Consider the following 26,190-nt stretch of genomic DNA (forward strand, 5'->3'; position numbering starts at 1 on the left):
GGGAACAAAGGGAGGATAAGTGCATGAGCATTACGATGAGAAGGACAGTTCTGCGCTCGACCGTCGCGGCGGCCGCGATGGCGCTCGCCGCCGCACTCTCGACCTTGCCGGCGCAGGCGCTCGATGCCCAGTGGTGCAAGGATGTCCATATCCGTTTCTTCGTCGGCGGGGCGGAGGGCGATGCCTTCGGCACGATCGTCTATAATGGTGCCAAGCAGGCGGCGGCCGATCTCGGGCCGAAGGTCGACTACATCTTTTCCCAGTGGGATGTCGAGAAGATGGTGCAGCAGTTGCGCGAGGCTGTCGCGGTCAAGCCCCAAGGCATCGCCATGATGGGCCACCCCGGCGACGCTTCGATCATGCCGCTGGCCGAACAGGCACACAAGGACGGTATCAAGATGATGTACCAGAACGTGCCGGTGCCGACGGTCACGGCGGCGTTCGGCGGCGGCTATGTCGGCGCCCAGCAGGAGCAGCAGGGCCGCGCGCTCGGCGCCGAGGCGGTCAAGCTGGCCGGGCTCAAGGCCGGCGACAAGGCGATCATGATCGGCCCGTTCGAAAACGAGAGCCGCGGCGCGCGCGAGCGCGGCACTGTCGCTGCCCTCAAGGAAGCGGGCGTCGAGGTCATACAGCTCTCCTCGCCGCCAAGCGGCGAATGGGCTTCCGACCCCAATCTGGCCATTCCGGTGATCACCGCGGCACTGCTCAACAATCCCGACGTCAAGGCGGTTGGCTATCCCGGCGGGCAGATGCTGGGCAACGTACCGACTTACATGCAGGCGGCGGGCAGGAAGCCGGGCGATATCTTCAACTTCGGCTTCGACACCAGCCCGCAGATCGTCGAGGGCTTCAAGGGCGGCTGGGTGCAACTGACGGCCGACCAGCAGCCGTTCCTGCAGGGATATCTGCCGATCCTCAGCCTCTGCCAGCAAGTGGTGCTGGGTCTGGCGCCGATGAACGTCGACACCGGCGCCGGTTTCGTCACGCCACAGAATTACGAGATCGTCGCCGAGCTCGCCAAGCAGGCGCTGCGCTGACCTCCCAAGCCGTCGGCCGGGATCGAGCCCGGCCGGCGGGACCGCCGGCGAAAAGGCCGGCACGCGAAAATCAAGCGAGGATCGCCATGGCCGAACGCATCATAGAACTGCGCGACATCAGCAAGTCCTATGGCCAGGTCTATGCGCTGGGTGGGGTCAATCTTAGCGTCGATCGCGGCGAGGTGGTCGGCCTGATCGGCGATAATGGCGCCGGCAAGTCGACGCTGATCAAGATCCTGTCTGGCGTGGTCAAGCCGACCAGCGGCGAGATTCTCGTCCGCGGCAAGCCGGTGACCGGATGGAACCCTGCGCGCTCGCGCGACGCCGGCATCGAAACGGTGTTCCAGGACCGGGCGCTCGCCGTGCAGCAGACGATCGTGCGCAATATCTTCATGGGCCGCGAACTCACCGGCTGGCTTGGCTGGCTGAAGGTCAACAAGGAGATCGCGGAGGCGAGCCGGCTGATGCGCGAGATCGGCTTCACCTCGAAAGTGTTCACGCCACAGTCGATCGTCGGCCAGCTCTCGGGCGGCGAACGCCAGGGCGTGGCGATCGCCCGCGCCATCTACAAGCAGGCCGACCTGATCATCCTCGACGAGCCGACGACGGCGCTGTCGCTGACCGAAACCGCGAAGGTTTTTCATTTCGTGCGCCAGGTGCGGGCGAGCGGCCGGTCGATCCTGTTCATCGGCCACAACATCCACCACGTCTTCGATATCGCCGACCGCTTCGTGGTGCTCGACCGCGGCAAGGTCGCGCTCAGCGCCGACCGCAGCGAGGTCAACTCGGCCGAAGACCTCATCAATTTCATGGAAGACGTGGCACATCCCGGCGGATTGCCGGGACTTCGCGACGCCGGGGAGCAGATAGCGCGATGAGCAAGACCATGGATCCCGATCTGCAGACCCCTCTAGGCAGCAGCGATGCCGCCCGAAAGGCATGGAAACACCCGTCCGATAACTGGCTGCGCGGCTTTGTCCTCGACAACCGCGCCGCACTCGGCACGCTTGCCGTGTTCATCGTGATGATGGCGGTGTTCATGATCGCCAATCCGACGGTCTTCACCAGCTGGTATCTCTATAGTTCCGTGCTTACCACGCTGCCTGTGGCGCTGTTCGTGGTGGTGCCGCTCGTCTTCGTCGTCACCTGTGGCGAGATCGACCTGTCGTTTCCGGCGACGATGGGCTTCGCCTCGTGGGTCTTCGCGCTGGTCGTGCAGGCCGGCTACGACCCGTTCGTCGGCATCGCCGCCGCAATCGTCACCGGCATGCTGCTCGGCTTCCTGGTCGGCTCGCTGGTCGTCTATGGCGGGCTGTCGTCGCTGATCGCCACGCTCGGCATGAATTTCCTGCTGCGCGGCCTGATCCAGATCATCAACGAGGGCAGGTCGACCGCGCTGACCGGCCTTGCCGACAGCTGGGCCTACAAGATCTTCTCCAGCCAGCTTTACGGCATCCCGGTGCAGATATTCTGGGCCATCGCCTTCGTCGTGCTGTCGGCGCTGCTCTACAACCGCCATCGCTTCGGTGCCCAGGTCAAGGTGGTCGGCGACAATCCCGACAGCGCCCAGCAGATGGGCATCGATGTCAAGCGCGTCAGGGTGAAAGTGTTCGTCTTCGTCGGTATCGGCGCGGCGATCGCCGGCACGTTCTCGGTAATGATCAACTTCACCTGGTGGCCGACGGCGGGCGACGGATACCTGCTGCCGGTGCTGGCATCGGTGTTCGTCGGAGGCACGCCGACCTGGGGCGGCATCGGCACCGTCGTCGGCGGCGCGATCGGCGCGGTTACGGTGTCCTTCATCCAGACCGGCGTCGTCGCGGCGGGACTGAGCGGCTTCTACGTCCAGTTCTTCAACGGGCTGATCATTATCCTGTCGCTGCTCGGCCATAAGTGGAACCAAGCGCGGTATCGGTGACCGGCGGCCTCAAACCCCCGTGACAAACCCGTCCAGCACGCGTTTCTGGCCGGCCTTGTCGAAGTCGATGGTCAGCTTGTTGCCTTCGATGGCCGAGATGTTGCCGTTGCCGAATTTCTGGTGGAAGACGCGGTCGCCAACGCTGAAGGGGGAGGGCGTGTCGGCGACGGATTTGGCGACCAGCTCGCCGTCGATGGTGCGGCCCTTGATCGAGGTGCGGCCGGCACCGTAGCCCGAGTCGGTTTCGCCATAGCCGATGCGCTCGACCTGGTGACCGGAGCGCGTGCCCCAATTGCGGTCGGTCGCCTCGGTGCGGTTCGCTTGAGCGCGCTGCCAGCCCGGCGTCGCATAGGTGTTGGAGAAAGCGCCGGATTTCTCGGCGCCGGAATTGCCGCCAATGTTGTCGAAGCGCGACGCCCCGTAGGGGTTCTGTCTTCCTGCCCCTTGGCCACCACGACCGGAGGCGAAAGAACCACCGCCATAGGCGTTGCCGTAACCGCCATAGGAGTTGCCGCTTTCGGCGACCTCGACATGGGCTTCCGGCAGTTCGTCGAGAAAGCGCGACGGGATAGTCGATTGCCAGAGGCCATGGATGCGGCGGTTGGAGACGAACCACAAATGCAGGTTCTTCTTGGCGCGGGTCAGCCCGACATAGGCAAGGCGGCGCTCTTCCTCCAGGCCGGAGCGGCCGCCCTCGTCGAGTGCGCGCTGATGCGGGAACAGGCCCTCCTCCCAGCCAGGCAGAAAGACGGTCTCGAATTCGAGGCCCTTGGCCGAATGCAGCGTCATGATGTTGACGGCGTCGAGCTCGGCGTTCTGCTCGGCGTCCATGACGAGTGCGACATGTTCGAGGAAGGAGCGCAGCGATTCGTACTCCTCCATGGAGCGGATCAGTTCTTTCAAGTTCTCGAGCCGGCCGGGCGCTTCCACCGAGCGGTCGTTCTTCCACATGTCGGTGTAGCCGCTCTCCTCCAAAATGGTCTCGGCGAGCTCGGTATGCGGGGTGGTTTCCAGAGCCTTCTGCCAGCGTTCGAAATTGGCGGCGACCTCGCGAAGTGCGGCGCGCGGCTTCGGCTTCAGCTCGTCGCTCTCGGCGAGTTTTGCCGCCGCCTCCAGCATCGGGATGCGAAGGGCGCGGGCGGTATCATGGATCTGGCGGATGGTGGCCTCGCCAAGCCCGCGCTTCGGCACGTTGACGATGCGCTCGAAAGCGAGGTCGTCGGCGCCTTGCGCGACGACGCGGAAGAAGGCCAGCGCGTCGCGGATCTCGAGCCGCTCATAGAAGCGCGGGCCGCCGATAACGCGGTAGTTGAGGCCGAGCGTGACGAAGCGGTCCTCGAATTCGCGCATCTGGAAAGACGCGCGGACGAGAATCGCCATATCGTTCAAATTGTGCTTCTGGCGCTGGTAGGCCTCGATGGTCTCGCCGACGGCGCGGGCCTCCTCCTCGGAATCCCAGGCGGCGTGGACATGCACCTTCTCGTCGTCCTCGGCGATCTTCTCGGTAAACAGCGTCTTGCCGAAGCGGCCCTCATTGTGGGCGATGAGATGCGAGGCGGTGCCGAGGATGTGCGCGGTCGAGCGGTAGTTGCGCTCCAGCCGGATGATGGTGGCGCCGGGGAAATCCTTGTCGAAGCGCAGGATGTTGTCGACTTCGGCGCCGCGCCAGCCATAGATCGACTGGTCGTCGTCGCCGACGCAGCAGATGTTAACTTTGCTTTCGCTCACGGCCGCGCGCGAGCTTCGCTCGCTGGCCTCCGCGGGGGCGGCCTGGCCGGCCGACGCCCGGTCGGGCTTGCGGCCTTCGGCCGAAGAGCGCCCAATCTCCCCCGCGAGGGGGGAGATTGGCTTGCCTTGAGGCCGCTGGGCCAGCAGGCGCAGCCACATGTACTGTGCGGTGTTGGTGTCCTGGTACTCGTCGACGAGGATGTAGCGGAAGCGCTTGTGGTATTCCTTCAGCACGTCCGGATTGGCGCGGAAGATGCGGATCGGGTGACATAGGAGATCGCCGAAGTCACAGGCATTCAGCGTCTGCAGCCGCTCCTGATAGGCCTTGTAGAGTTCGCGGCCCTTGCCGTTGGCGAAGGCACGGGCATCGCCCTCGGGGATGTCGGCGGGACCGAGGCCCTTGTTCTTCCAGCCGTCGATCATCTGGGCGAACTGCTTGGCCGGCCAGCGCTTGTCGTCCAGCCCTTCCGCCTGGATGAGCTGTTTGATCAGCCGCACGACATCGTCGGTGTCGAGAATGGTGAAGTCGGATTTGAGCCCGGCCAGCTCGGCATGTCGGCGCAGCAGCTTCACGCCAATCGAGTGGAAGGTGCCGAGCCACGGCATGCCCTCGACATTGCCTTCGCCGATCAACAGGCCGATGCGCTGCTTCATCTCGCGCGCCGCCTTGTTGGTGAAGGTGACGGCGAGGATCTGCGAAGGGAAGGCCTTGCCGGTGGCAAGGATGTGGGCGATGCGGGTGGTCAAGACGCGCGTCTTGCCGGTGCCGGCGCCGGCCAGCACCAGCACCGGGCCTTCCGTGGTTTCCACCGCCAGCCGCTGCTCGGGGTTGAGGCCGTTGAGATAATCGGGCGCGTTGTTTTGATTGCTGCGGGCAGCCATGGCGCGCGCGGCGATGCCCGACGGGGCCACGGGCCGCGCGTTCGGTTCGTCAAAAAAGGGCATGTCTTCCGAAAAGCCGGACATCTCTCCCCGAATGTAGTGATTCGGCAGCGAAAGGCCAGAAGTGTCTCCGTTTTGTTCTCTGTCCAGTCGGTAGACTCACAATCTGAATGGGTCCGCTAACCAAAACGCCGAGCTTGCCGTGGGTCGACGCCGTAAAACGCCGAGCTTGCTTGACAGGGGAAGCGGGCCGGAGAAAGTTGCGTGGGGGCAGGCACGCAATGCGGGGTTGCCCATGGACGCGTCGCGGAGCGCACCAGTCGAAGGAGCACCGTCTTGGCTGTGGTCATCACCTCCCTGATCCTTTTCCTCATCGGCCTGGCGCTTGGCGGCGGCGGCATCTGGCTCGTGACGCTGGGCGGCAGCTGGTATTACGTCATCGCCGGCATAGCTTTCCTGATCGCTGCCTGGCTGCTCTACAGGCGCAGATCCACGGCGCTGTGGCTCTACGCGGCGATCGTGCTCGGCACGCTCGCCTGGGCTGTCTGGGAAACCGGCTTCGACTGGTGGGAGCTCGGCCCGCGCGGCGGCATCATCGTGCTTGTCGCGCTGTGGCTATTGACGCCATGGGCGCGGCGCGGGCTTACCGGTCCCGACGGACGAGCGCCGCTGATCCTCGCGGTGCTGGCATCGCTCGGCGTCGCCGGTTATTCGATGACGACGGACCCAAAGGATATTGCCGGCCAACTCAACACCGACAAGGTGACGCCGACGGCCGAACTCGGCGGCAATGTGCCGGCCGGCGAATGGCACTATTACGGTCGCACGCAATATGGCCAGCGCTATTCGCCGCTCGACCAGATCACCCCCGAAAACGTTGCCAATCTGCAGCCGGCCTGGACCTATCGCACCGGCGACGTGAAAGGGCCCGACGACATCGGCGAGACGACCTATCAGGTGACGCCGCTGAAAATCGCCGACACGCTCTACATCTGCACGCCGCATAATTTCGCCATCGCCATCGATGCCGCGAGCGGCAAGGAGAAATGGCGTTTCGATCCGCAGGTCAAGCTCAACAAGGACCGCCAGCACCAGACCTGCCGCGGCGTGGCTTACTATGCCGATGCCAAGATCGCCGCCGGCCAGCCCTGCGCCACGCGCATCTATCTGCCGACATCGGACGCCCGGCTGATCGCGCTCGACGCGGCGAATGGCCAGGTCTGTCCGACATTTGCCGAGGGCGGCACGCTGAACCTGCTCGCCAACATGCCATATCCGAAGCCGGGCTATTACTATTCGACTTCCGCGCCGCTGATCGTCGCCAACAAGATCATCGTCGGCGGCGCGGTCAACGACAATTATTCGACGCAGGAGCCGTCCGGGGTCATCCGTGCCTACGATGCCGACACCGGCGCGCTGTTATGGAATTGGGATTCCGGCAATCCGGACCAGACGACGCCGCTGCCGCCGGGCCAGACCTACACCAACAACTCGCCCAATATGTGGTCGACGGCGAGCGCCGACGAGAAGCTCGGCCTGCTCTATGTGCCGCTCGGCAACAAGACGCCGGACCAGCTCGGCGCCGGACGCAGCGCCAATGACGAGAAATTCTCTTCCTCGATCACCGCGCTCGATCTCAACACCGGACAATTGCGCTGGGTGCGGCAGACCGTGCATCACGATCTCTGGGACATGGACGTGCCGGCGCAGCCGACGCTGGTCGACATAACCACGGCCAGTGGTGTGGTGCCGGCGCTGGTCGGGCCGACCAAGCAGGGCGACCTCTATGTGCTCGACCGGCGCAGCGGCGAGCCGATCGTTCCGGTCAAGGAAGTGCCGGCGCCGGGCGGCGCGATCGAAGGCGACCATACCTCGCCGACGCAGCCGGTCTCGGACCTCAGCTTCAGTCCGAAGCCACTGACCGGCGCGGATATGTGGGGCATCACCATGTTCGACCAGCTGGCCTGCCGGATCGAGCTTCGGAAGCTGCGGTATGAGGGCCGCTATACGCCGCCGTCGCTGCAAGGCTCGCTGATCTATCCTGGCAATTTCGGCACCTTCAACTGGGGCGGCGTGGCAGTCGATCCGGTCCGGCAGGTGATGTTCGGCATGCCGACATACCTGGCGTTCATCTCCAAATTGGTGCCGCGCGCCGACGTGCCGCCGCCGGGCGATACCAAGGGCAGCGAACAAGGCCTGAACCGCAATGACGGTGCGCCTTACGCAGTGATATTGAAGCCATTCCTGTCGCCGCTCGGCATTCCCTGCCAGGCGCCTCCGTGGGGCTATGTGGCCGGCGCCGACCTTCGGACCGGCAAGATCGTCTACAAGCATCGCAACGGCACCGTCTACGACATGACGCCGCTGCCGCTGCCGTTCAAGGTCGGCGTGCCGGGCATTGGCGGGCCGATGATCACTGCCGGCGGCGTCGCCTTTCTCGGTGCGGCGGTCGACGACTATGTGCGCGCTTATGACCTGACGACCGGCAAACAGCTCTGGCAGGCGCGGCTGCCTGCCGGCGGGCAGTCGACACCGATGACCTACACGGTAGCCGACGGACGCCAGTTCGTCGTCATCGTTGCCGGCGGCCACGGCTCGGTCGGCACCAAGCCGGGCGATTATGTGATGGCCTATACGCTGCCGAAATAGAGAAGTTCCTCAGAGCCCGAGATGCCCTTTCAGGTCGGGTACCGATGCAAGTACCTCGTTGGTCAGCTGCGGGCCGGCGGCTGTCTCGGCCTGCTGGACCAACGCGGCATCAAGGCCATCGTGCAGAGACTTATGGCAGCCCTCACTCAGCCGTGACTGGACCAGCCAGGCTTCGACCCTATGTTGCTGCCGGGGGCCGAAGACCTAGGAGCGCGCCATGACAACACCTGCCGGCCCCGCCAAGCCTGTCATTACCCAGGCGATGATCGATGCCTATGATGAATACACGCATCTGACGCTCGACCGGCGGCGCTTCATGGAGCAGTTGACCAGGCTTGCCGGGTCGGGTGCGGCAGCGGCCGCGATCTCGCCGCTGCTGGCGGCGAATTCGGCCCAGGCGGCAATCGTCGCGGAAAACGATCCGCGCGTGAAAGGCGAGGACATCAGCTATACAGGCAGCGGCGGCGAGATGAAGGGTTATCTGGTCAAGCCGGCGGGTCAGGCCGGCAAGCTGGGCACGGTCATCGTCGTGCACGAAAACCGGGGGCTCAACCCGCATATTCGCGACGTGGCGCGGCGCGTGGCGCTGGAGGGGTTCGTGGCGCTTGCCCCGGACTTCATGACACCGCTCGGCGGCACGCCGGCCGATGAAAACAGGGCACGTGACCTGTTTTCCCAGCTCGATCCAGCACAGGTCGCCACCAATGCCGTCGCAACGGTCGCCTACCTCAAAGGCCACAAGGACGGCAACGGCAAGGTCGGCGCCGTCGGCTTCTGCTGGGGCGGCGGCACGGTGAACATGCTGGCCGTCAACGCGCCGGATCTTGCAGCCGCCGTTGCCTATTACGGCATGCAGCCGAAGGCCGAGGACGTGCCGAAGATCAAGGCGCCGCTCATGCTGCATTATGCCGGGCTCGACACCCGCACCAATGCCGGCATCGACGCCTTCAAGAAGGAACTCGACGCGGCCCATATCGAATATTCGGTCTATGTCTATGAAGGCGCCAACCATGCCTTCAACAACGACACATCGGCGGCCCGTTACGACAAGAAGGCGGCTGACCTCGCCTGGGGGCGGACGATCGCTTTCCTCAAGGAGAAGTTGGCCTGATCAGGCGGGCGCCAGCGCCGGTTTGTGAAGGGCGACGCCGGCCACCACCAGCGCGATGCCGAGGCAGTCAGTGAGGCTCGGCACCTGCCGCAGCACGATGACGCCGATAAACGTCGCGGTAACCGGAAGCAATGACAGCATCAGCGCGAAACTGGAGCGCGGCAGCCGCGACATGGCAAGCTGGTCGCAAATATAGGGAATGACCGATGAGCAGATGCCGACACCGACCGCCGCAAGCAGCAGCGGCGGCGTCGAGAACGCCGGCAGCGCATCGGCAAGACCGATCGGCAGAACGACGAGAAGGGCGACCGCCATGGCGGCACCCAGCCCGGCGATGCCATCGCCAGCGTCGGCGCGCGCGACGCGGTGGCCGAGCACGATATAGAAGACGAACAGCGCGCCATTGAGGAAGGCCCAGAACAGGCCGACAGGATCGCTCGACCATTTGACGTCGATGAGCAGCAAGGTGCCGGCGACGGCGATTGCAAGGGCGGCGAGATTGCGCGGGCTTCTGAGGCCGACAAGCGCGACGCCGATGGTGCCGACGAATTCGATCGCCGCTACCAGCGAGATCGGCAGCCGGTCGAGCGCCAGGTAAAACGAGCAATTCATCACCCCAAGGCAGACGCCGAAACCCACAAGCAACAACCGCGTCGAGCGATCGGCGCGGGCGAAGACCGCCCATGGTCGGGTCAGCGGGGCAAAAACCAGTGCCGCGGTGGCGATGCGCAGCCACGCCATGCCGAGCACGCCGACATGCGAGAAAAGCAGGACTGCGAAAGCGGGGCCGAGATAGTGGAACACGGCGCTGACGCCGAACCACAGATGGGGCGGCACCGAGCTTGCCAAGGTAAAAGCCGGGCCGGCGAGTGCCGGACTTGCTGCTGGGGCTTGCGTCCGATCTTCCATGGGGTCAGTATCGCAGGCGATTTTTGCCGTTGATATGGATGATGGCCGGGCATTGCGGCTATTCCCTTTTCGAAAGCAAGGAGTATTCCGCTGAAACGCCTTCGAAATGAAAATACCGATCTGGATCCGGCGGATCTAAAAATCCTGCGCCTGCTGGAGGAGGATGCGCGCACCAGTATTGCCGAACTGGCGCGCTCAGTCGGCCTGTCGGCGCCGAGCGTCGCCGAGCGCATCAAGCGGCTGCAGGAAAGCGGCGTGATCGAGGCCTATACGGTGCGGATTAATCCGGCCGCGCTCGGCATGAAGCTGTCGGCATGGCTGCGCATCAGGCCGGTGCCGGGGCAACTCGCCGTCGTGGCCGAAATCATCCGCGACCTGCCGGAAATCGCCCAATGCGACCGGGTCACCGGCGAAGACTGTTTCATCGCGCTGGCGCATGTCGGCTCGGTCGCCGAGCTCGAGCGGGTGATCGACCGGATCATTCCCCATGCGATGACCAATACGGCGATCATCCAGTCGACGCCGGTAGTGGCACGCTCGCCGCTAGGGGCGGTGAAGCGCCCGGCCTGATGCTAGATTTAAATCTGCGACGTCAGCTCGACCGGGAAATCGTCATTGTCGGCGTCGCGCATGGCGGCGAGGCTGCGGTTGTCCAGCACCTCTGCGATCGCCTGACGCACCTCCAGCATCATGTGCCGGACCTGGCAGGTCGCCTCGTCGCAATCCTCGCAGCGCTGGTATTGTGTGCGGCTGGCGCAAGGGATCGGCGCCAGCGGCCCGTCGAGGACACGCACGACATGGCCGATCTTGATTTCGGAAGCGGGACGGGCGAGGCGGTAACCGCCTTCCTTGCCCTTGCGGCTCTGGACGAAGCCGGCATTGCGCAACTCGCCCAGGATGGCATCCAGGAATTTCTTGGGGATGTTGTTGGCGACCGCAATGTCGTTGACGAATGCGAGCTGGCCGACCGGCAGGCCGGACAGATGCACGAGAGCCTTGAGGCCGTATTTGCCTTTTTTGGTAAGCATGCCCGAGTCAACCCATTAAGCCCCAACCACCCGCATCTGGCGGCTGTTTGTGTGCAAATAATGACGGTTTGGCCGTGCGATGCCGTTCGCGCAGACAGGCCGCCCGAAGACATATTGCGCGCAAACGCGTTGATTCTTCGTAACGTTTTGGAGGGCGGGCGTCCGGAACGGGCGGAGGCCACGTTTTCGGCGAGCAAATGAAGAAAGCCGGCAAACGCCCGCTTTCAATCAGTTCACGAGGTTGCAGACGTCAGCGGCTGCCGTAAGTCTGGTCGAGCAGGCCGCCAGCGGCGAAATGCTCGGCCTGGACCTTGGCCCAGCCGCCGAAGACATCCTCCACCGTCAATAGGCGGACATCGGGAAACTCAGCCTTGTACTTGGCGGCGACCGTCGCGTCGCGGGTCCGCAGGCCGTTGCGGGCGGCGATGTCCTGGCCCTCCAGCGTATAAAGGAAGTCGAGATAGGTCTTGGCGAGGTCGCGCGTGCCATGCTCGTCGGCGATCGTGTCGACGATCGCCACCGGAAACTCGGCCAAAAGGCTGACCGAGGGCGTCACCTGCTCGAATTTGTCCTCGCCATACTCCTTGCGGACGCCGCGCGTTTCCGACTCAAAGGTGATCAGCACGTCGCCGATCTCGCGCTGCACGAAAGTGGTGGTCGCGGCGCGTCCGCCGCTGTCGAAGATCGGTACGTTGTTGAACAGCTTGGTGACGAATTCCTTCACCTTGGCGTCGTCGCCCTTGAAGGCTTCCTTGGCGTAGGCGGTGGCCGCAAGGTAGGTGTACCGGGCATTGCCGGAGGTTTTCGGATTGGGGAAGATCACCTGGACGTCGTCGCGCACGAGATCGTTCCAATCCTTGATGTGCTTCGGATTGCCGGCGCGCACCAGGAAGGAGGGCAGCGAATAGAAGGGCGAGGCGTTGTCGGGAAAATCTTTCTGCCAATCCGCGGAGATGAGACCCTTCCTGACCAGGAAGTCGATGTCGAGGACCTGGTTGAAGGTGACCACATCGGCGCCGAGGCCCTCGGCGATGGCACGTGCCTGCGCAGACGTCCCGGCATGCGACTGATCGATGGTGACGCCTGGGTGGCCGGCGACGAACGCCTTGTTGACCTGCGCAAACAGCTCGCGGCCGACATCGTAAGAAGCGTTCAGCAATTTGTCGGCCGACCAGGCTTGGGAGGATGCGAGGAACAGGCCGGCCAATGTGGCGACGCCAAGCAAAAATCGCTTCATGAAAACAAGGCTCCAATGCGTGCGCTTATTGCCGGACTATAGCGGCAAGGCATTGTGCGCGACGAGGCAGGCAGAGCGGCCGCTCCACGTTGTCGATAGAAGAAATATTCCCGCTGTGGAGGATTTCTAGTTTTTTCTTTCAGGCAGAGTCTTCCGGGCAGCTTGGCAGCGGTGCCGATGCCGTCGGCGTGCACGATGGTTCCCGGCCGGCCAACGCGATGGCGATTGCATCGCCGCGCGGTCTGGCATATACAAATGGTATATACAAGGAGCTATCGTCATGCCTCAACGCCGCCATTCAACAACCCCGCCGAAAGAGGCGAAGCTGTTTCGCAACAATCGCAGTCAGGCGGTGCGCATTCCTGTCGAGTTCGAACTTCCCGGCGAAAAGGTCTTGATCAGTCGTGAAGGCGACCGCCTGATCATCGAGCCGGTTCGCAAACCCGGCCTCACGGCGCTGCTCGCGCAATGGGCGAAAGAGCCGCCCCCCGGTTCCGAGGAGGACTTTCCCGAAGTCGAGGATATGCCTGTCAAATCCGAGGAATTTTTTTGATGCGGTTCATGCTGGACACGAACATTATCAGCGACATGATCCGAAATCCGGCCGGGAAAGCCGCCGCCGCCGCCCTGCGCGTGGGAGAGGCCGCCGTGTGTACCAGCATCGTGGTCGCCTCGGAACTGCGATATGGCTGCGCCAGGAAAGAGTCGGCCAAGTTGCTCAAGAAGGTCGAGGAATTGCTGGCTGAGATTCCTGTCTTGCCGCTCGATGTGCCGGTAGATGCCGAGTACGGCGCGATTCGCGCAGAGCTGGAAGGCAGGGGCCAGACCATCGGCCAAAACGACCTTTTTATTGCTGCCCACGCCTATGCACTGGGAACTACCCTGGTGACCGCCAACACCGGCGAGTTCAACCGGATCAAAGGCCTGAAGGTCGAGAACTGGCTGGTGTAGCGCCTAAAAGAGGATCAAGCAGCCGGAAAAAGCTTCCAGCGCCGCGGCCTGAAAGCCACCCGGCTTTTCTGCGCCGCCGGATGGTCGACTGGCAACTCGATCTCGACCCGCTGGCGTTCGCCGCCGATTTCGAGCTCGACCCGCCTGGTGCCGGCGACGCGGCGGCTGGCGACAACCGTGCCGGCGATGCAGCCGTTGCATTCTTCCACCAGATCGACGTCGTGCGGGCGGAAGAACAGCGTCGCTTCACCTTGCGGTGCGTGCGGCGCGGAAAGCCCGATCGGCCGGTCGGCGATCCAGACCTGGCCGTCCTCGACCTTGACCGGGATCGAGCTCGATTCGCCGATGAAGCCATAGACGAAGGGCGAGTTCGGCGTGTCGTAGATCTCGTCGGCGGTGCCAACCTGCTCGATGCGGCCCTGGCTCATCACCACGACGCGGTCGGCAAGCTCCAGCGCCTCTTCCTGGTCATGGGTGACGAAGACCGTGGTGTGGCCGGTGGCGTCGTGGATGTCGCGCAGCCAGCGGCGCAGTTCGCGGCGCACCTGGGCATCGAGCGCGCCGAACGGCTCGTCGAGCAAAAGCACGGCCGGTTCGATCGCCATGGCGCGGGCCAGCGCCACGCGCTGGCGCTGGCCGCCCGAAAGCTGCGCCGGATAGCGTTTTTCCAGACCGGAAAGCTGAACGAGGTTGAGGAGTTCCGAGGCGCGGCGGCGGATTTCCTTCGCCGACGGGCGTGACGGCCCGTGCCGGACCTTGAGTCCGAAGCCGATATTGTCGGCGACCGTCATATGGCGAAACAGCGCGTAATGCTGAAAGACGAAGCCGACATTGCGCTCCTGGATCGACTTTTGCGAGGCATCCTCTTCGCCGAAGAAGATCTTTCCGCGGGTCGGCCGCTCCAACCCGGCAATCAGCCTGAGCAGCGTCGTCTTGCCGGAACCGGATGGCCCCAGCAACGCGATCAACTCACCCGACTTGATGTCGAGCGAAACGTCGTGAAGGGCCGGAAACCGCTCAAACTCCTTGCGCACGTTGGCAACGCGAACTTCCATACAAATCCCTTTTGTAGTTGATGCATGTCGTTATCCCAAAACCGGTTCCCACTTTTGGGCGACATGCATTTTGTCAGTGTCCGCGCGTCGCGGCGATCTCGGCGCCGTAGCGCATCTCGAGAAGTGTTTTCAAGACCAGTGTGACGAGCGCCAGGCCGGCAAGCAGCGAAGCGACGGCAAAGGCGGCGGCGGCATTGTACTCGTTATAAAGGATTTCGACATGCAGCGGCATGGTGTTGGTCAACCCGCGTATGTGGCCGGACACCACCGAGACCGCGCCGAACTCACCCATGGCGCGGGCATTGCACAACAGTACGCCGTAGAGCAATCCCCATTTGACGTTAGGCAACGTCACGTACCAGAACGCCTGCCAGCCATTGGCGCCGAGCGACAGGGCCGCCTCCTCGTCGCCATTGCCCTGCTCCTGCATCAGCGGGATCAATTCGCGGGCGACGAAGGGGAAGGTGACGAAGATGGTGGCCAGCACGATGCCCGGCACGGCAAACAGGATGACGATGCCATGCGCCTTGAGCCAGGCACCGAGCAGGCCTTGCGCGCCGAAGAGGAGTACATAGACCAGGCCGGAAATGACCGGGGAGACCGAAAACGGCAGGTCGATCAGCGTGGTCAGGAACGCCTTGCCCTTGAACTCGAACTTGGCAATCGCCCAGGCGGCGGAAATGCCGAAGACGACGTTGAGCGGCACCGAGATCGCCGCGACCAGAAGCGTCAGGCGGATCGCCGAGCGCGTATCCGGTTCCGACAGCGCCTGTGTGTAGGCCTCGATGCCTTTGGCGAAAGCTTCCTTGAAGACGATGATCAGCGGCAAGAGCAGGAAAATGCCGAGGAAGGCAAAGGTCACGATCATCAGCACGGTTCTCGCCGTGCGGCTTTCGGTCACCGCCGGCGACTGGCTTTCGTGGTGCGGCGCGTAGGATTTGATCTCCGGGTCAGCCATAGCGCTTGCGGCTCCACGTCTGCACCAGGTTGATGACCAGCAGCATCACGAAGGACAGCGCCAGCATGATCGCCGCGATCGCTGTCGCCGCAGCGTAATTATATTCCTCGAGCCTGATGACAATCAGAAGCGGTGCGATCTCGGATTTATAGGGCAGGTTGCCGGCGATGAAGATGACTGAGCCGTACTCGCCGACGCCGCGCGCGAAGGCCAGCGCGAAACCGGTGACGATGGCCGGCGCCAGTCCGGGAAGCAGGACGCGGCTGATGATCTGGAAGCGATTGGCGCCGAGCGTTGCGGCCACTTCCTCGACCTCCTTGTCGATCTCCTCCATGATCGGCTGCACGGTGCGCACGACGAAGGGCAGCCCGATGAAGATCAGCGCAATGACAATGCCGAGTGGCGTATAAGCGACTTTGATGCCGAGCGGCGTCAGCAGGCTGCCGATCCAGCCGTTCGGTGCGTAAAGCGTGGTCAGCGCGATGCCGGCAACCGCCGTCGGCAGCGCAAAGGGCAGGTCGACCATGGCATCGACGATGCGGCGGCCGGGAAAGCTGTAGCGCACCAGCACCCAGGCGACGATCGTGCCGAAGACGACGTTGACGGCGGCGGCAATGAAGGCGGTGCCGAAGCTGATTTCAAGCGCGTTGATGGTGCGGCGGTCGGTGACGATCGCCCAGAAGTCGGCCCAGCCGAGCGCCGCCGAGCGCCAGATCAACCCGGACAGGGGAATGAGGATGATGAGGGTGAGGTAGGCAAGCGAGAAGCCGAGCGTCAATCCGAAACCCGGAATGACGCTCGGCTGCCTGAACCGCCACCCCGCCTTGGCGGGTGCTGTGGTCATGTCGTCCTGATCTAAATGCTACTGGGCCGGCTTATAGATCTGGTCGAATATACCACCGTCGCCGAAATGATAAGGCTGTGCCTTCTTCCAGCCGCCAAAAAGTGGGTCGTCGATGGTGACCAGCTTGATCTCAGGCTGCTTGGCCAGGTCCTCCGCCGGCACCAGGTCGGGCTTCGAAGGGCGATAATGGTTCTTGGCGATGATCGTCTGGCCTTCCTTGGAATAGAGGTAGCTCAGATAGGCTTCGGCAACTTTGCGTGTGCCTTTGGCGTCGACATTGGCGTCGACCACTGCGACCGGCGGCTCGGCCAGGATCGAGGTCGGCGGGTAGACGATATCGAAATTGTCAGCGCCGAACTCGTCGAGCGCCAGATAGGCCTCGTTTTCCCAGGCGAGCAGCACGTCGCCTAGCCCTTTTTGCGCAAAGGTCACGGTGGCGCCGCGCGCACCGGTGTCGAGAACCGGGACATGCGCATAGAGATTGCCAACGAATCCCTTGGTCTTGGCCTCGTCGCCGCCATCCTTGGCGCTGGCATAGGCCCAGGCGGCAAGATAATTCCAGCGCGCGCCGCCGGAGGTCTTCGGATTGGGCGTGATCACCTGGACGTCATCCTTGACCAGATCGCCCCAATCATGAATGCCCTTGGGGTTTCCCTTGCGGACGAGGAAGATGATGGTCGAGGTGTAAGGCGCCGAATTGTTTTCGAATTTCGTCCGCCAGTCGGGATTGATCTTCTTCGTTTTCGAGACAATGGCGTTGATATCGCCTTCGAGCGCCAGCGTCACCACGTCGGCGTCGAGCCCGTCGATCACGGCGCGCGCCTGGGCGCCGGATCCGCCATGCGACTGCTGGATGGTCACCGTCTCGCCTGTCTCGGCCTTCCAGTGGGCGACAAAGGCCTCATCGAATTGCTTGTAGAGCTCACGCGTCGGGTCATAGGACACGTTGAGAATGGTGGTGTCGGCAAACGCGAAACCGAGCGTGCCGAACTGGACCGATGTGGCGACCAGTGCGCCGAGCAGTTTCCTGAAATGAGGTTTGGTCATTTCCGCCTCCGTTGAACTCGCGCCAAATCTACCGAATTGATAGAATTTAGATGCATTCAATGTTGCCTTTTTTGGCCTATTGAAGCAATTTTTCGCCTACTTTCGGCGATGGGAGGAACTATTTTCCCTTGCACGGGACCTGCGCTCCCGACGCGATTATCTAGAGACGGCTAGCTCTTCGGCAATGGCGGCGTCGCGTCCGAACGAGGTTTTGGCGGACTATTCGGCGGTGACGGGAAAGTTGAAGCGCACTCTTGGAAACGGCTCGTTTTCCAGCGTGAAGTGCCACCATTCGCGTGCGTAATTCTTGAAGCCGCCGGCGCGCATCGCCTCGACAAGTTTTTTGCGGTTTGCCGCCGCTTCACTGGCGATCGGTCGGTGAGCCGTTTCGCTCGTCGGATCGAAACAGTCGAAACCGGTGCCGAAATCCAGCGTGTCGGCATCGGTCGCGCCGCAGGCCGGTTTCGGAGCGCTCTTGCGGTCCGCTCGCGTGATGGCGACATCGACCGTCGATCCGCGCGAATGGGTGGACAGTTCGCCGATATAGCCCTTGGCGATGAGATCCTTGCGCTTGACCTTTGGGTACCATTGCGGGTCCGGTGGTCCGCTCGTTTTTGTCCAGTCACCCATGTCGGAGACAGCACGCGCAGGGCGGTAGCAGTCGAACACGACCAGCGTCAGCCCTCCGGCAGCAATCGCTTTCTGCACTGCGGAAAGCGCTTGCGCCGCTTGGCTGGTGAGGACGCATACCGGCGCATCGTAACCGCTTACCTTGCGATGCAGGAAGTTTTCGAGGCCGGCATAGCGGATATCCTGCCGGATACCGGGATCGATGTCGGCCAGCCGAACAAAGCCGGCGGGGAGGGCGTCAGCAGAGGCCGAGGAAATACCGGCGGCCGAAAGCAAGGCGTAAAACCCAATCCGCTGAATCACCTGCCGGAAACTATTCAAGGGAAACTTTCACTCGACAAAAACCTTCACACTGGCCGCGCGCCCCGCCGCATCGATTACGGTCAGGGTGGAATAGCCGGCGCCGTCCGGCTGCCAGGTCGCGGTGCGCCGCCGGTCGATGCCGACCAGCGGCTTGCCGTTGGCCAGCCAGCGGAACGGTGCGCGGCCGCCTTGCAGCTTGAGCACCAGCGGCGAGGCGTCGGCCGAGGAAGTGCCGAGATCGACACGGGCGCCGTCAGGCGGAAAGACGATGGTTGGTGCAGGTTCGGTCGGCGTCGCCTGCACCAGCCCGTCGACGCCGGCGCCGAAGCGCGTCAGCGTCACCGGCAATTCTTCACGCTTTGGCCGGCGGACGCCGGACGGTTGGCTTGGCAGCGGCACGGCGGCTAGGCTGGAACGGACAAAGCCTTCGAACAGAATGGGCGCGGCCGAGACATAGCCGGACAGACCGGGCACCGCGCCGGCATCGGGGCGGCCGACCCAGACGCCGAGCACATAACGGCCGTCGAAGCCGACCGACCAGGCGTCGCGATAGCCGTAGGAGGTGCCGGTCTTGTAGGCGATGCCGCGTTGGGCGGCACCCTGGGGCGGCTTGACGCCCGACAGGATGTCCGTGATCTGCCAATTCGCCTGACCATCGAGGATGGTGGTGGTCGAGCGTTCGGTGTTCGCCGGCTCCGTGCCGTCATGCAGCGTGTGTGCCTTGCCGCCATTGGCAAGGCCGGCATAGAGTTGGACGAGGTCGCGCAGCGTCACTCCGACGCCACCGAGGCCGATCGCCAGGCCAGGCGCTTCGTTGACGGGCAGTATCGGCATCACGCCTGCCTGGCGAAAGCGCGCCATCAGCCGGGCCGGGCCGACCGCGTCGAGCACGCGGATCGCCGGCACGTTGAGCGACAATTGCAGCGCCTGCCTGATGCTGACATCGCCCTGATAGCCCATGTCGAAGTTCTTCGGCCGGTAACCGGAGAAATCGGCCGGGCTGTCCTCAATCAGCATCTCCTGCGCCACCAGGCCTTGCTCGAAGGCGAGGCCGTAGATGAACGGCTTCAGCGTCGAGCCAGGCGAGCGAACGACCTTGGTCATGTCGATCCAGCCCGAACGGCTGGCATCGAAGAAATCGGCAGAGCCGACCTCGCCAAGAATATCGCCGGTGCGGGCATCGGCCAGCACCATGGCCACCGAGAGGCGAGGGCCGAGCTTGGCGGCGGCATCCTTGGCCACCTGCTCCAGCCCTTCCTGGACACTCTTGCGGATCGTTAGTTGCAGCTTCTGGCCGGGAATGGCCTTGGGCAGCATTGCATAGGCAGCATGAGCAGCGAGCGCCGGCAAGGTCCGCCGCAGCCCCGACACATCGTCGAGCGCGGCTCGCGCGGCCTCGCGTTCGCCGAGCAGGCCTGCCGACACCATGCGGGTCAGCACGCGGTCGCGGGCGGCATGAGCGACTTCGAGGTTGCGGTCAGGGCGTCGCTTTTCCGGCAATTGCGGCAAAGCGACGAGCAGGGCCGCCTCAGAGACCGTCAGCCGCTTCGGCTCCTTGCCGAAATAGGCGAGCGAAGCGGCGCGCACGCCTTCGAGATTGCCGCCATAGGGCGCCAGCGTCAGGTAGCGTTCGAGGATCTCGCGCTTGGACAGCCGCCGTTCTATCTGGACGGCGCGCAGCATCTGTTTGATCTTCGAGCCGAGGCTGCGGCTGTCGCGCGGTTCGATCAGCCGGGCGAGCTGCATCGAGAGCGTCGAACCACCGGAGACGATATGGCCGCTGGTCGCGAACTGTCCGGCCGCACGCGCCAGTGCCAGCACGTCGACGCCTTGATGATCCCAGAAGCGCTTGTCCTCATAGGTGACCAGCATGTCGACGAACTGGTTGTCGACCTGGTCCAGGTTGGTCGCAAGCCGCCAATAGCCATCCGGCGTGGCGAAGGCCCGCAACAGCTGGCCGTCACGGTCCTGCACCTCGGTCGAGACCGTCAGCGCAGCCGGCAGCGGCGGCGGAAAAGCGCGGTCGAGCTGCCAGAGGGCGACAGCGGTGATTGCGGCGAAGGAAATGCCCGCAATGGCCGCTCGGCGGAGGAATCTTTTGGAGAGCACGGCGCCGCCCCTCATCCGCCTGCCGGCACCCTCTCCCCGTGGAGGACGGGGAGAGGGTGAATGGCCGCAACGCTGGCGACCCCCTCTCCCTGTCCTTCACGGGGAGAGGGTAAGGGTAAGGGGCGGCGCGGCGTCACGTCGTTAGCTACAGCCAACCAGTTTGCGTCCCTCTCCATCGTTACGGCGCCTTGACCTCCATCATGCCGGTGGCGGTGCGGGCCGAATATTGCGGCCGGTACATGTCTTCGATCGTTGCTGCCGGGTGGGCATAGGTGCCCGGCGTCACCGCGCGCACGACGTAGGCGAGCGTGATGTTGCGGTCGCCGTCGCCGTCGTTCGGATTGAAGGCCGCGACGAAACGGTCGTTGCGGAATTCGAGATGGGCAGCATCGGTCTGCGCCAGCCAGGAGAAGTTCGTCAATTGGGCGCTGGAGACCAGGCCCGGATTGTCGATCTCGAAGCCGGCCGGCAACAGGTCGGTGATCAGCAGCCGCGAAGGCCAGGTGTTCTGCTCGTAAACCTTGAGCACGACGACATAGCGTTCGTTCTGCTTGACCTCCGTCACGTTGGCCTCTGTGCCGTCGAGCTTGTAGTAGGTACGGCTGATGGTAAAGCCGTTGCCGCCGGCCGGCAGAGGCTGGATCGGCGAGGCCACGGTGGTGACGACCGCCTGCAGCGGATTTCTGCCGGTGTTGACGATGGTCAGCGGACTGTCGGCCAGTTCGCCACCGGCGATCTGGTCCGAATAGCCGCCGGCATGCGGTGCGCCGTTGACGGTCAGCGCGATCGAATCATTGCCGGCCTTCAGCGCGCGGGCCGCCAGCAGCATCCAGGACTCGTCCTGGGTGCTGGTCCACCTGGCGTCGGCGCGTTCCCTGGTCACCAGCTGGATCAGCGCCGGCACGATGGTCGGCACCGGCTTGCTTTCCGCGGCAAGCGCCAGGATCGCCGCACCGTCACGCAGCGGCGAGCCATAGTCGGACCGGTAATAGTCATATTCCGGCGTCGACTTGGCCAGTTGCAACGCGGCCTGGAAGGTTGCCTCCGAGCGCTGCGTGTCACCGTAGAGCGCGAGAGAGGCCGCCAGTTGGGCGACGGCCATCGGGCTGGTAAAGGCTTCGAGCTGGGTGTCGGCGTAATAACGCAGATCGCCGACCGAGGCCTTCTTGTTGCGGGCAAGCACATAGAGCGCATAAGCGATCTCACTGCCGCGATCCTGGACGTCCTGGTCGTAGCCGATCGCGTTGTGCAGATTGCTCAGCGCTTGGTTCATCGCCAGGGCCGGCACGTCGTATTTCTGCTCGCGCGCCCGGGTCAGGAAATCGGTGACATAGGCGTCGAGCCACAGATCGCCGGAACCCGGACCCCACAGACCGAAGCTGCCGGCCGAGGCTTGGTAGCTCAGCACCTTGTAGATGGCGTCCTGGACGCGGCCATGCAGATCGGGGTCGCTGGCCATGCCGATGCCGGAAGCCATCTCGTTGACGTATAGAAGCGGCATGGCACGGCTGGTGGTCTGCTCAGCGCAACCATAGGGATAGCGGTCGAGCGTCATCAGCAGCGACGGCACATCGAAGGCAGCTGACTGCGAAACGCCGACGCTCACCGAAGCGCCATCGAGCAGGCTTGCCGCCAACAGTTCCTTGTCGACGCGCAGCGCGCCGCCATTGCCCTTGAGGTCGACGACCATGCGGGTGGTCACCGGCAGTTGCGCCGGGCGCACCGGCACATAGAGCGTCTGCTCGACGGCGGTGCCATCGGCATGCGCAAGCTTGATGGTGATCGAGGCGTTGCCCGCGGTCTGCGCAATCAACGGCACGGTCAGTGTCTGCCGCTTGCCTTTGGCCAGCGTCAGCTTTTCAGGCAAGGCGGCACTGCCGGTAGACAGGTCGCCCGTCGTGTCGATGGTCAGCTTGTAGTCGCCAGCGGGGCCATCGGTGTCGGCGACGTCGAGCCGCATGACGGCGGAATCGCCGGGCGCCAGGAAGCGCGGCAGGCCGGCGGTGATCACCACCGGATCGCGCACGATGACGTCTGACTGGGCATGGCCGACCGCTTCCTTGGTCCAGGCGACGGCCATGACGCGCACGGTGCCGTTGAACTGTGGTATGTCGAAGTCGATCCGCGCCTTGCCGTCGGCGTCGAGCTGGACCGGGCCGGAGAAGAAGGCGACCAGCTTTTCGGTCGGCGGACTGCCTTGCGACTGCATGTTGGCGCCATCGCCGCCAGTGCGCAGCTTGCCGGTCGTGCCCAGCGAGCCGTCGATCAGCCGGCCATAGATGTCGCGAACCTCGAGACCGAGCATGCGCTGGCCGAAGAACCAGTTCTCCGGATCCGGTACCTTGTAGTTGGTCAGGTTGAGGATGCCGACGTCGACGGCCGCGACCATGACATAGGCGTTGGTGCCGGGCTGCACGCCGGCGACGGCGACCGGGATCGACAGCTGCTGGCGCGGCATGGTCTTGTCCGGCGGCGCCAAGCTGACGGCAAGCTTCCGCGAGCCGGGATCGAGCTTCAGCCATTTGACGCCGATGGCGCGCGCCGGCATGCGCGTCTCTTGCGCATCGCCCGGCCTGAACAGCGTTGCCGTGACGTAGGCGCCGGCACCCCAATCGTCGCCGACCGGGATGTCGACGGTGCTGCCGCCGGCCGGCACGCTGGCGGTGACCGTCCTCAAGAGCTTGTCGGCGCCGATGGTGACGAGCAATTCGCCGGCAAAGTGCGGCGACACTTTGAGCTTGGCTACTTCGCCCGCCGCATAGGTGTCCTTGTCGAGCGCTATCTCGAGCCCGTCAGGCGTTTCGGTGGTCGTCGAGCTGACATACCAGCCGGCGTCGAACTCATAGCTGGTCGCCGGGCCTTCCGGATCGGCTGTCTCGATATCGAGCCGGTAGCGGCCCCAGTCGACCGGCAGCGACATGGTAGCCTCGCCATCGGCGCTCAGGTCGACCTGGCCGTTGGCCACCGCCTTGGTGAAGATGACCGGCTCATAGTTCCAGGAATTGCTCGAGCGGTACCACTGGTAGCTGCGCTCGACCTTGACCAGCGACCACTGCGCACCCTTGAGCGCCTCACGCTTGCCGTCGGGGTCGACGGCGATCAGGCTGAACTTGGCCGTGCCGCCTTGCGGCACCTCGTCGCCGTCGAAATCGGGGCGGATGCCGATCATGTGGCCCTGCGGGCGGATGCCGATATTCAGCGAGCGCTCGATCGCACGGCCGCCGGTCTCGCGCAACCGGACCGTGACCTTGGCATCGACCAGCTTGGTGGTGGATGGCAATTGATCGACGGAAACCGGGAAGGTCGCCTTGCCGTCGTCGCCGACCACCGGCAGGCCGGTGAAGGGCGTCACCGTTGGTTCGGCCGACTGTTCGTCGGCCAGACCGAAGGAATAGCCTTTGAAGCGGTCCCAGTCGCGGGCGGTCGACAGCGTCAATTCGCCTTCGAGCGCGAGGCCCGCGGCCGGCGCGCCATAGAGAAAGCGGCCGTCGACGGTGATGTTGGCGGTCTCGCCCTGGGCGATCTCCTGCTTGTCGGCGGACAGGTCGAACTCGATGCGATCCGGGACGAAGTCCTCGACCAGGAACATCTGGCTGGCAACCGCCGCCTGCTTGGGATCGGTGTGGATCGCCACTGTCCAGGTGCCGCGCATGGCGTTGGGTTCCAGCGGCAGGTCGACGGCGTGGCCGCCGGCCGATGCTCCGTCGCTGACGATGCGGCGGTCCTCGACGCCGTCGGGCCGCGAGAAGATGAAGGTGAGCGGCAGGTTCTCGACCGCCTTGGCGGCACTGTCGCGGGCAAGAGCCGAGACGTGGACGTCCTCGCCGGCGCGGTAGATGCCGCGCTCGGTCCAGGCATAGACGTCGAGCGCGCCCGGCGCCGCACGTCCGGCGACGCCGCGGTCGGACAGGTCGAACCCGGCGCGGCCCATATCGAGGAAGACGAAGTCGTCGTCGCCCTGCTTGGCCATCAGCACCGCCGGTGCCATGCCGCTGTCGCCGCGCGTCAGGCCGGGATTGAACACCGCCCGCCCTTCCGCGTCGGTGGTCGCGGTGCCAAGGATCTCGTTGTTCCTGGCCAGCAGCGTCAGCTCGGCGCGGGCAATCGGCTTGGCGGTTGCGAGCGAACGGGCAAAGACGTTCAGCCCATCCTGTCCGGTATAGGTCGACAGGCCGATGTCGGAGACGACGAACCATTGCGTGGCGTGCGAATCATAGTCGTCGCTGCGATCGTTGACGGCTTGTGCGGTCAGCACATAGACGCCGGGCTTGCGCTTCGGCAACGCCTCGTCGATGGGGAAGGAGGTGGTGACTTCCTTGTTGAGGTCGTTGGCGATGTCGAGCTGGCCTTGCCAGACCGGCTCGCCCATCTGTTCGGAGATGTTCGAAATGTCGTAGCCGTCAAGTTGGCGCAGGAACTGATACCCCGACAGAAGCTGGGCCAGCGAGCGGTCGCCGATGCGGAAGAGCTTCATTTCGGCGGCATTCATGTTGACGGTGACGACCGGTATGCCGCGGCGTGCGCCGGCGGGCAGCACGAAGCTGTCGCCGGTGAAGCGGGCCGAAGGCGCGCGGTCCTGCACGTAGATCGACAGTACCACCGGTGCCGCGGTGACCTCGCCAATGGCGGCCGGCAGGCCGGCGCGGAAGGTCACGTCATAATGCTGGCCGTGCTCGAGCCCTTCGACGCAGATCTGCTTGTCCTTGGCTTCGACGCCCTTGGGAGCGGCGTTGTCGACGGTGACGAACTGGGAATAATCGACGCCGGTCTTGACCAACTCCTCGGAGAACTGCGCGCAGATACGCGGCGCGCTGGTGTCGGCATCGACGGTATGATCGATGACGCGGAAGCCCTTGCGGGCCTTGAGATCCTGATAGGCGGCCCTGACCGCTGGCGAATTGACCAAAGCGAGGCTCGCCTCGTAGGCCTGCAGGGCCGGCCTGTAGAGGTCGCGGCGGTCAAGGCCGTCGCCGAGCAGCGCCAGCACGTCGGCGCGCGTCTTGGTGGTGCGCAGCAATTTGTAGGCGTTGAAGGCGGCGGAAGTGGCGTCCGCCGGTAGGGTCGACGGCTCCGAACTGTTGGCGGTCGGATGGACGGCAAGCGTTTCGCGCGCCAGCTCGAGCCAGAGCTGGCCATCGTCCGGCAGCACCGAAACCGCCGCTTCGTATTTGTGCATGGCCGAGCGATGATCGCCCGTCAGCGCCGACTGTTCGGCGGCGGCCCTCAGCGCCGTCAGCCCCTCTGTCGGCTTGGTGTAGGTCGGGCCGGTGAGCTTGTTGCGGTATTGCTGGGCCTGGTCGGCCATCCAGTTGGGGAAGAAGGCGAGTTCGGGTGGCGCGCCGATGTCGGGATCGCCATCGATGTTGACGACCTTGCCGGCGACGGCGCCGCCGAAGGGTTTCAACGAGTTGTAATCGGATTTAAGGAAGCACCATTTGGCCTTGAGGTTGTAGGTGAAGGCACGGCAGGCCGGGTCGCCGAGGCAGGTGGTCTTGCACTGATCGAGGCTGACATTCTGGTCGGATCTGAGATCGAAACCAAAATAGTCGGAATTATCCGATGTCACCACCCGCCGGGCTTCGGCCGCTTGCGCGACACCGCTCCAGGCGAAAAAGAGAAGGAAAAGAATCGATAGACCACGAGCCGCGCGCATTGCCATAAACCCCTCCAGACAAGTGCTTACGTCCAGAAATCTTCAAGCTTCAGTCGCGCTTGTCAACATCAGGACGCGGCAGGATCCGCCTGCCAACGGTTTGCTTTCCGGTCGGTGACCGGTAGTAGCTCCATAGGACAG

Annotated in this window: 19 protein-coding genes; 8 read left to right on the plus strand and 11 right to left on the minus strand. The window is 64.1% G+C overall.

Going from position 1 to position 26,190, the window contains the following annotated elements; translation table 11 throughout:
- Positions 1-23: 23 nt before the first annotated feature.
- The 3 genes from NKI22_RS13775 (at position 24) to NKI22_RS13785 (ending at position 2,955) form a co-directional block, all read left to right on the plus strand.
- A complete protein-coding gene (locus NKI22_RS13775) occupies positions 24-1,037 on the plus strand; it encodes a substrate-binding domain-containing protein (protein ID WP_352589924.1) in 1,014 nt (337 codons plus the stop codon).
- 86 nt (positions 1,038-1,123) lie between these two features.
- Entirely contained in the window at positions 1,124-1,915 is a 792-nt protein-coding gene (locus tag NKI22_RS13780) for an ATP-binding cassette domain-containing protein (protein ID WP_352815742.1), read from the plus strand.
- Positions 1,912-2,955: an ABC transporter permease gene (locus NKI22_RS13785; RefSeq protein ID WP_352482912.1), complete on the plus strand. Its 1,044-nt coding sequence runs from the start codon at positions 1,912-1,914 to the stop codon at positions 2,953-2,955. Before NKI22_RS13780 ends, NKI22_RS13785 begins: the two co-directional genes overlap by 4 nt.
- Before the next feature lie 9 nt (positions 2,956-2,964).
- On the opposite strand, the gene NKI22_RS13790 is transcribed toward NKI22_RS13785, so the two are convergent.
- The gene (locus NKI22_RS13790; RefSeq protein WP_352639759.1) at positions 2,965-5,649 is read right to left on the minus strand and encodes an ATP-dependent helicase; all 2,685 of its coding nucleotides are present in this window, start codon (positions 5,647-5,649) and stop codon (positions 2,965-2,967) included.
- 252 nt (positions 5,650-5,901) lie between these two features.
- On the opposite strand from NKI22_RS13790, the gene NKI22_RS13795 reads away from it, so the two are divergent.
- Both NKI22_RS13795 and NKI22_RS13800 read left to right on the plus strand, forming a co-directional pair.
- Positions 5,902-8,214 carry a glucose/quinate/shikimate family membrane-bound PQQ-dependent dehydrogenase gene (locus tag NKI22_RS13795; RefSeq protein WP_352495137.1) on the plus strand — a complete coding sequence of 771 codons (2,313 nt, stop codon included), beginning with the start codon at positions 5,902-5,904 and terminating at the stop codon, positions 8,212-8,214.
- A gap of 217 nt (positions 8,215-8,431) precedes the next feature.
- Positions 8,432-9,325: a dienelactone hydrolase family protein gene (locus NKI22_RS13800; RefSeq protein ID WP_352482916.1), complete on the plus strand. Its 894-nt coding sequence runs from the start codon at positions 8,432-8,434 to the stop codon at positions 9,323-9,325.
- On the opposite strand, the gene NKI22_RS13805 is transcribed toward NKI22_RS13800, so the two are convergent.
- Positions 9,326-10,234: an EamA family transporter gene (locus NKI22_RS13805; RefSeq protein WP_352482917.1), complete on the minus strand. Its 909-nt coding sequence runs from the start codon at positions 10,232-10,234 to the stop codon at positions 9,326-9,328.
- Between the two features lie 90 nt (positions 10,235-10,324).
- On the opposite strand from NKI22_RS13805, the gene NKI22_RS13810 reads away from it, so the two are divergent.
- Complete coding sequence (locus NKI22_RS13810; RefSeq protein WP_352483074.1) at positions 10,325-10,804, plus strand: Lrp/AsnC family transcriptional regulator; 480 nt, start codon at positions 10,325-10,327, stop codon at positions 10,802-10,804.
- A gap of 8 nt (positions 10,805-10,812) precedes the next feature.
- Here NKI22_RS13810 and NKI22_RS13815 read toward each other — a convergent pair whose 3' ends face one another.
- Entirely contained in the window at positions 10,813-11,262 is a 450-nt protein-coding gene (locus NKI22_RS13815) for an RrF2 family transcriptional regulator (RefSeq protein WP_006202816.1), read from the minus strand.
- A gap of 250 nt (positions 11,263-11,512) precedes the next feature.
- Positions 11,513-12,499 (minus strand): sulfate ABC transporter substrate-binding protein, encoded by a 987-nt coding sequence (locus tag NKI22_RS13820; protein WP_023721149.1) that lies wholly within the window; start codon positions 12,497-12,499, stop codon positions 11,513-11,515.
- A gap of 280 nt (positions 12,500-12,779) precedes the next feature.
- Here NKI22_RS13820 and NKI22_RS13825 point away from each other — a divergent pair, with 280 nt between their 5' ends.
- Both NKI22_RS13825 and NKI22_RS13830 read left to right on the plus strand, forming a co-directional pair.
- Complete coding sequence (locus NKI22_RS13825; protein WP_023721148.1) at positions 12,780-13,052, plus strand: AbrB/MazE/SpoVT family DNA-binding domain-containing protein; 273 nt, start codon at positions 12,780-12,782, stop codon at positions 13,050-13,052.
- Positions 13,052-13,450, plus strand: coding sequence for a type II toxin-antitoxin system VapC family toxin (locus NKI22_RS13830; RefSeq protein ID WP_502897697.1), 399 nt, complete (start codon positions 13,052-13,054; stop codon positions 13,448-13,450). The genes NKI22_RS13825 and NKI22_RS13830 overlap by 1 nt, the downstream gene beginning before the upstream one ends.
- A 14-nt stretch (positions 13,451-13,464) precedes the next feature.
- On the opposite strand, the gene NKI22_RS13835 is transcribed toward NKI22_RS13830, so the two are convergent.
- The 7 genes from NKI22_RS13835 to NKI22_RS13865 all read right to left on the minus strand — a co-directional run bounded on the left by NKI22_RS13835 (position 13,465) and on the right by NKI22_RS13865 (position 26,055).
- The gene (locus tag NKI22_RS13835; RefSeq protein ID WP_352482922.1) at positions 13,465-14,505 is read right to left on the minus strand and encodes a sulfate/molybdate ABC transporter ATP-binding protein; all 1,041 of its coding nucleotides are present in this window, start codon (positions 14,503-14,505) and stop codon (positions 13,465-13,467) included.
- A 73-nt stretch (positions 14,506-14,578) separates the two neighbouring features.
- Positions 14,579-15,463 carry a sulfate ABC transporter permease subunit CysW gene (gene cysW / locus NKI22_RS13840; protein ID WP_023720881.1) on the minus strand — a complete coding sequence of 295 codons (885 nt, stop codon included), beginning with the start codon at positions 15,461-15,463 and terminating at the stop codon, positions 14,579-14,581.
- Positions 15,456-16,307 (minus strand): sulfate ABC transporter permease subunit CysT, encoded by an 852-nt coding sequence (gene cysT / locus NKI22_RS13845; protein WP_352814718.1) that lies wholly within the window; start codon positions 16,305-16,307, stop codon positions 15,456-15,458. Before cysT ends, cysW begins: the two co-directional genes overlap by 8 nt.
- Positions 16,308-16,325: 18 nt before the next feature.
- Positions 16,326-17,354, minus strand: coding sequence for a sulfate ABC transporter substrate-binding protein (locus NKI22_RS13850; RefSeq protein ID WP_023720879.1), 1,029 nt, complete (start codon positions 17,352-17,354; stop codon positions 16,326-16,328).
- A 219-nt stretch (positions 17,355-17,573) separates the two neighbouring features.
- Positions 17,574-18,287 carry a M15 family metallopeptidase gene (locus NKI22_RS13855; RefSeq protein WP_352814716.1) on the minus strand — a complete coding sequence of 238 codons (714 nt, stop codon included), beginning with the start codon at positions 18,285-18,287 and terminating at the stop codon, positions 17,574-17,576.
- Positions 18,288-18,314: 27 nt separating this feature from the next.
- A complete protein-coding gene (pbpC, locus tag NKI22_RS13860; protein ID WP_031194520.1) occupies positions 18,315-20,411 on the minus strand; it encodes a penicillin-binding protein 1C in 2,097 nt (698 codons plus the stop codon).
- Positions 20,412-20,574: 163 nt separating this feature from the next.
- On the minus strand, positions 20,575-26,055 hold the full coding sequence (locus NKI22_RS13865) for an alpha-2-macroglobulin family protein (RefSeq protein WP_352958510.1): 5,481 nt from the start codon (positions 26,053-26,055) through the stop codon (positions 20,575-20,577).
- Positions 26,056-26,190 lie beyond the last annotated feature (135 nt).

The sequence above is a fragment of the Mesorhizobium sp. M0778 genome, from assembly GCF_040320105.1.
GTDB lineage: Bacteria > Pseudomonadota > Alphaproteobacteria > Rhizobiales > Rhizobiaceae > Mesorhizobium.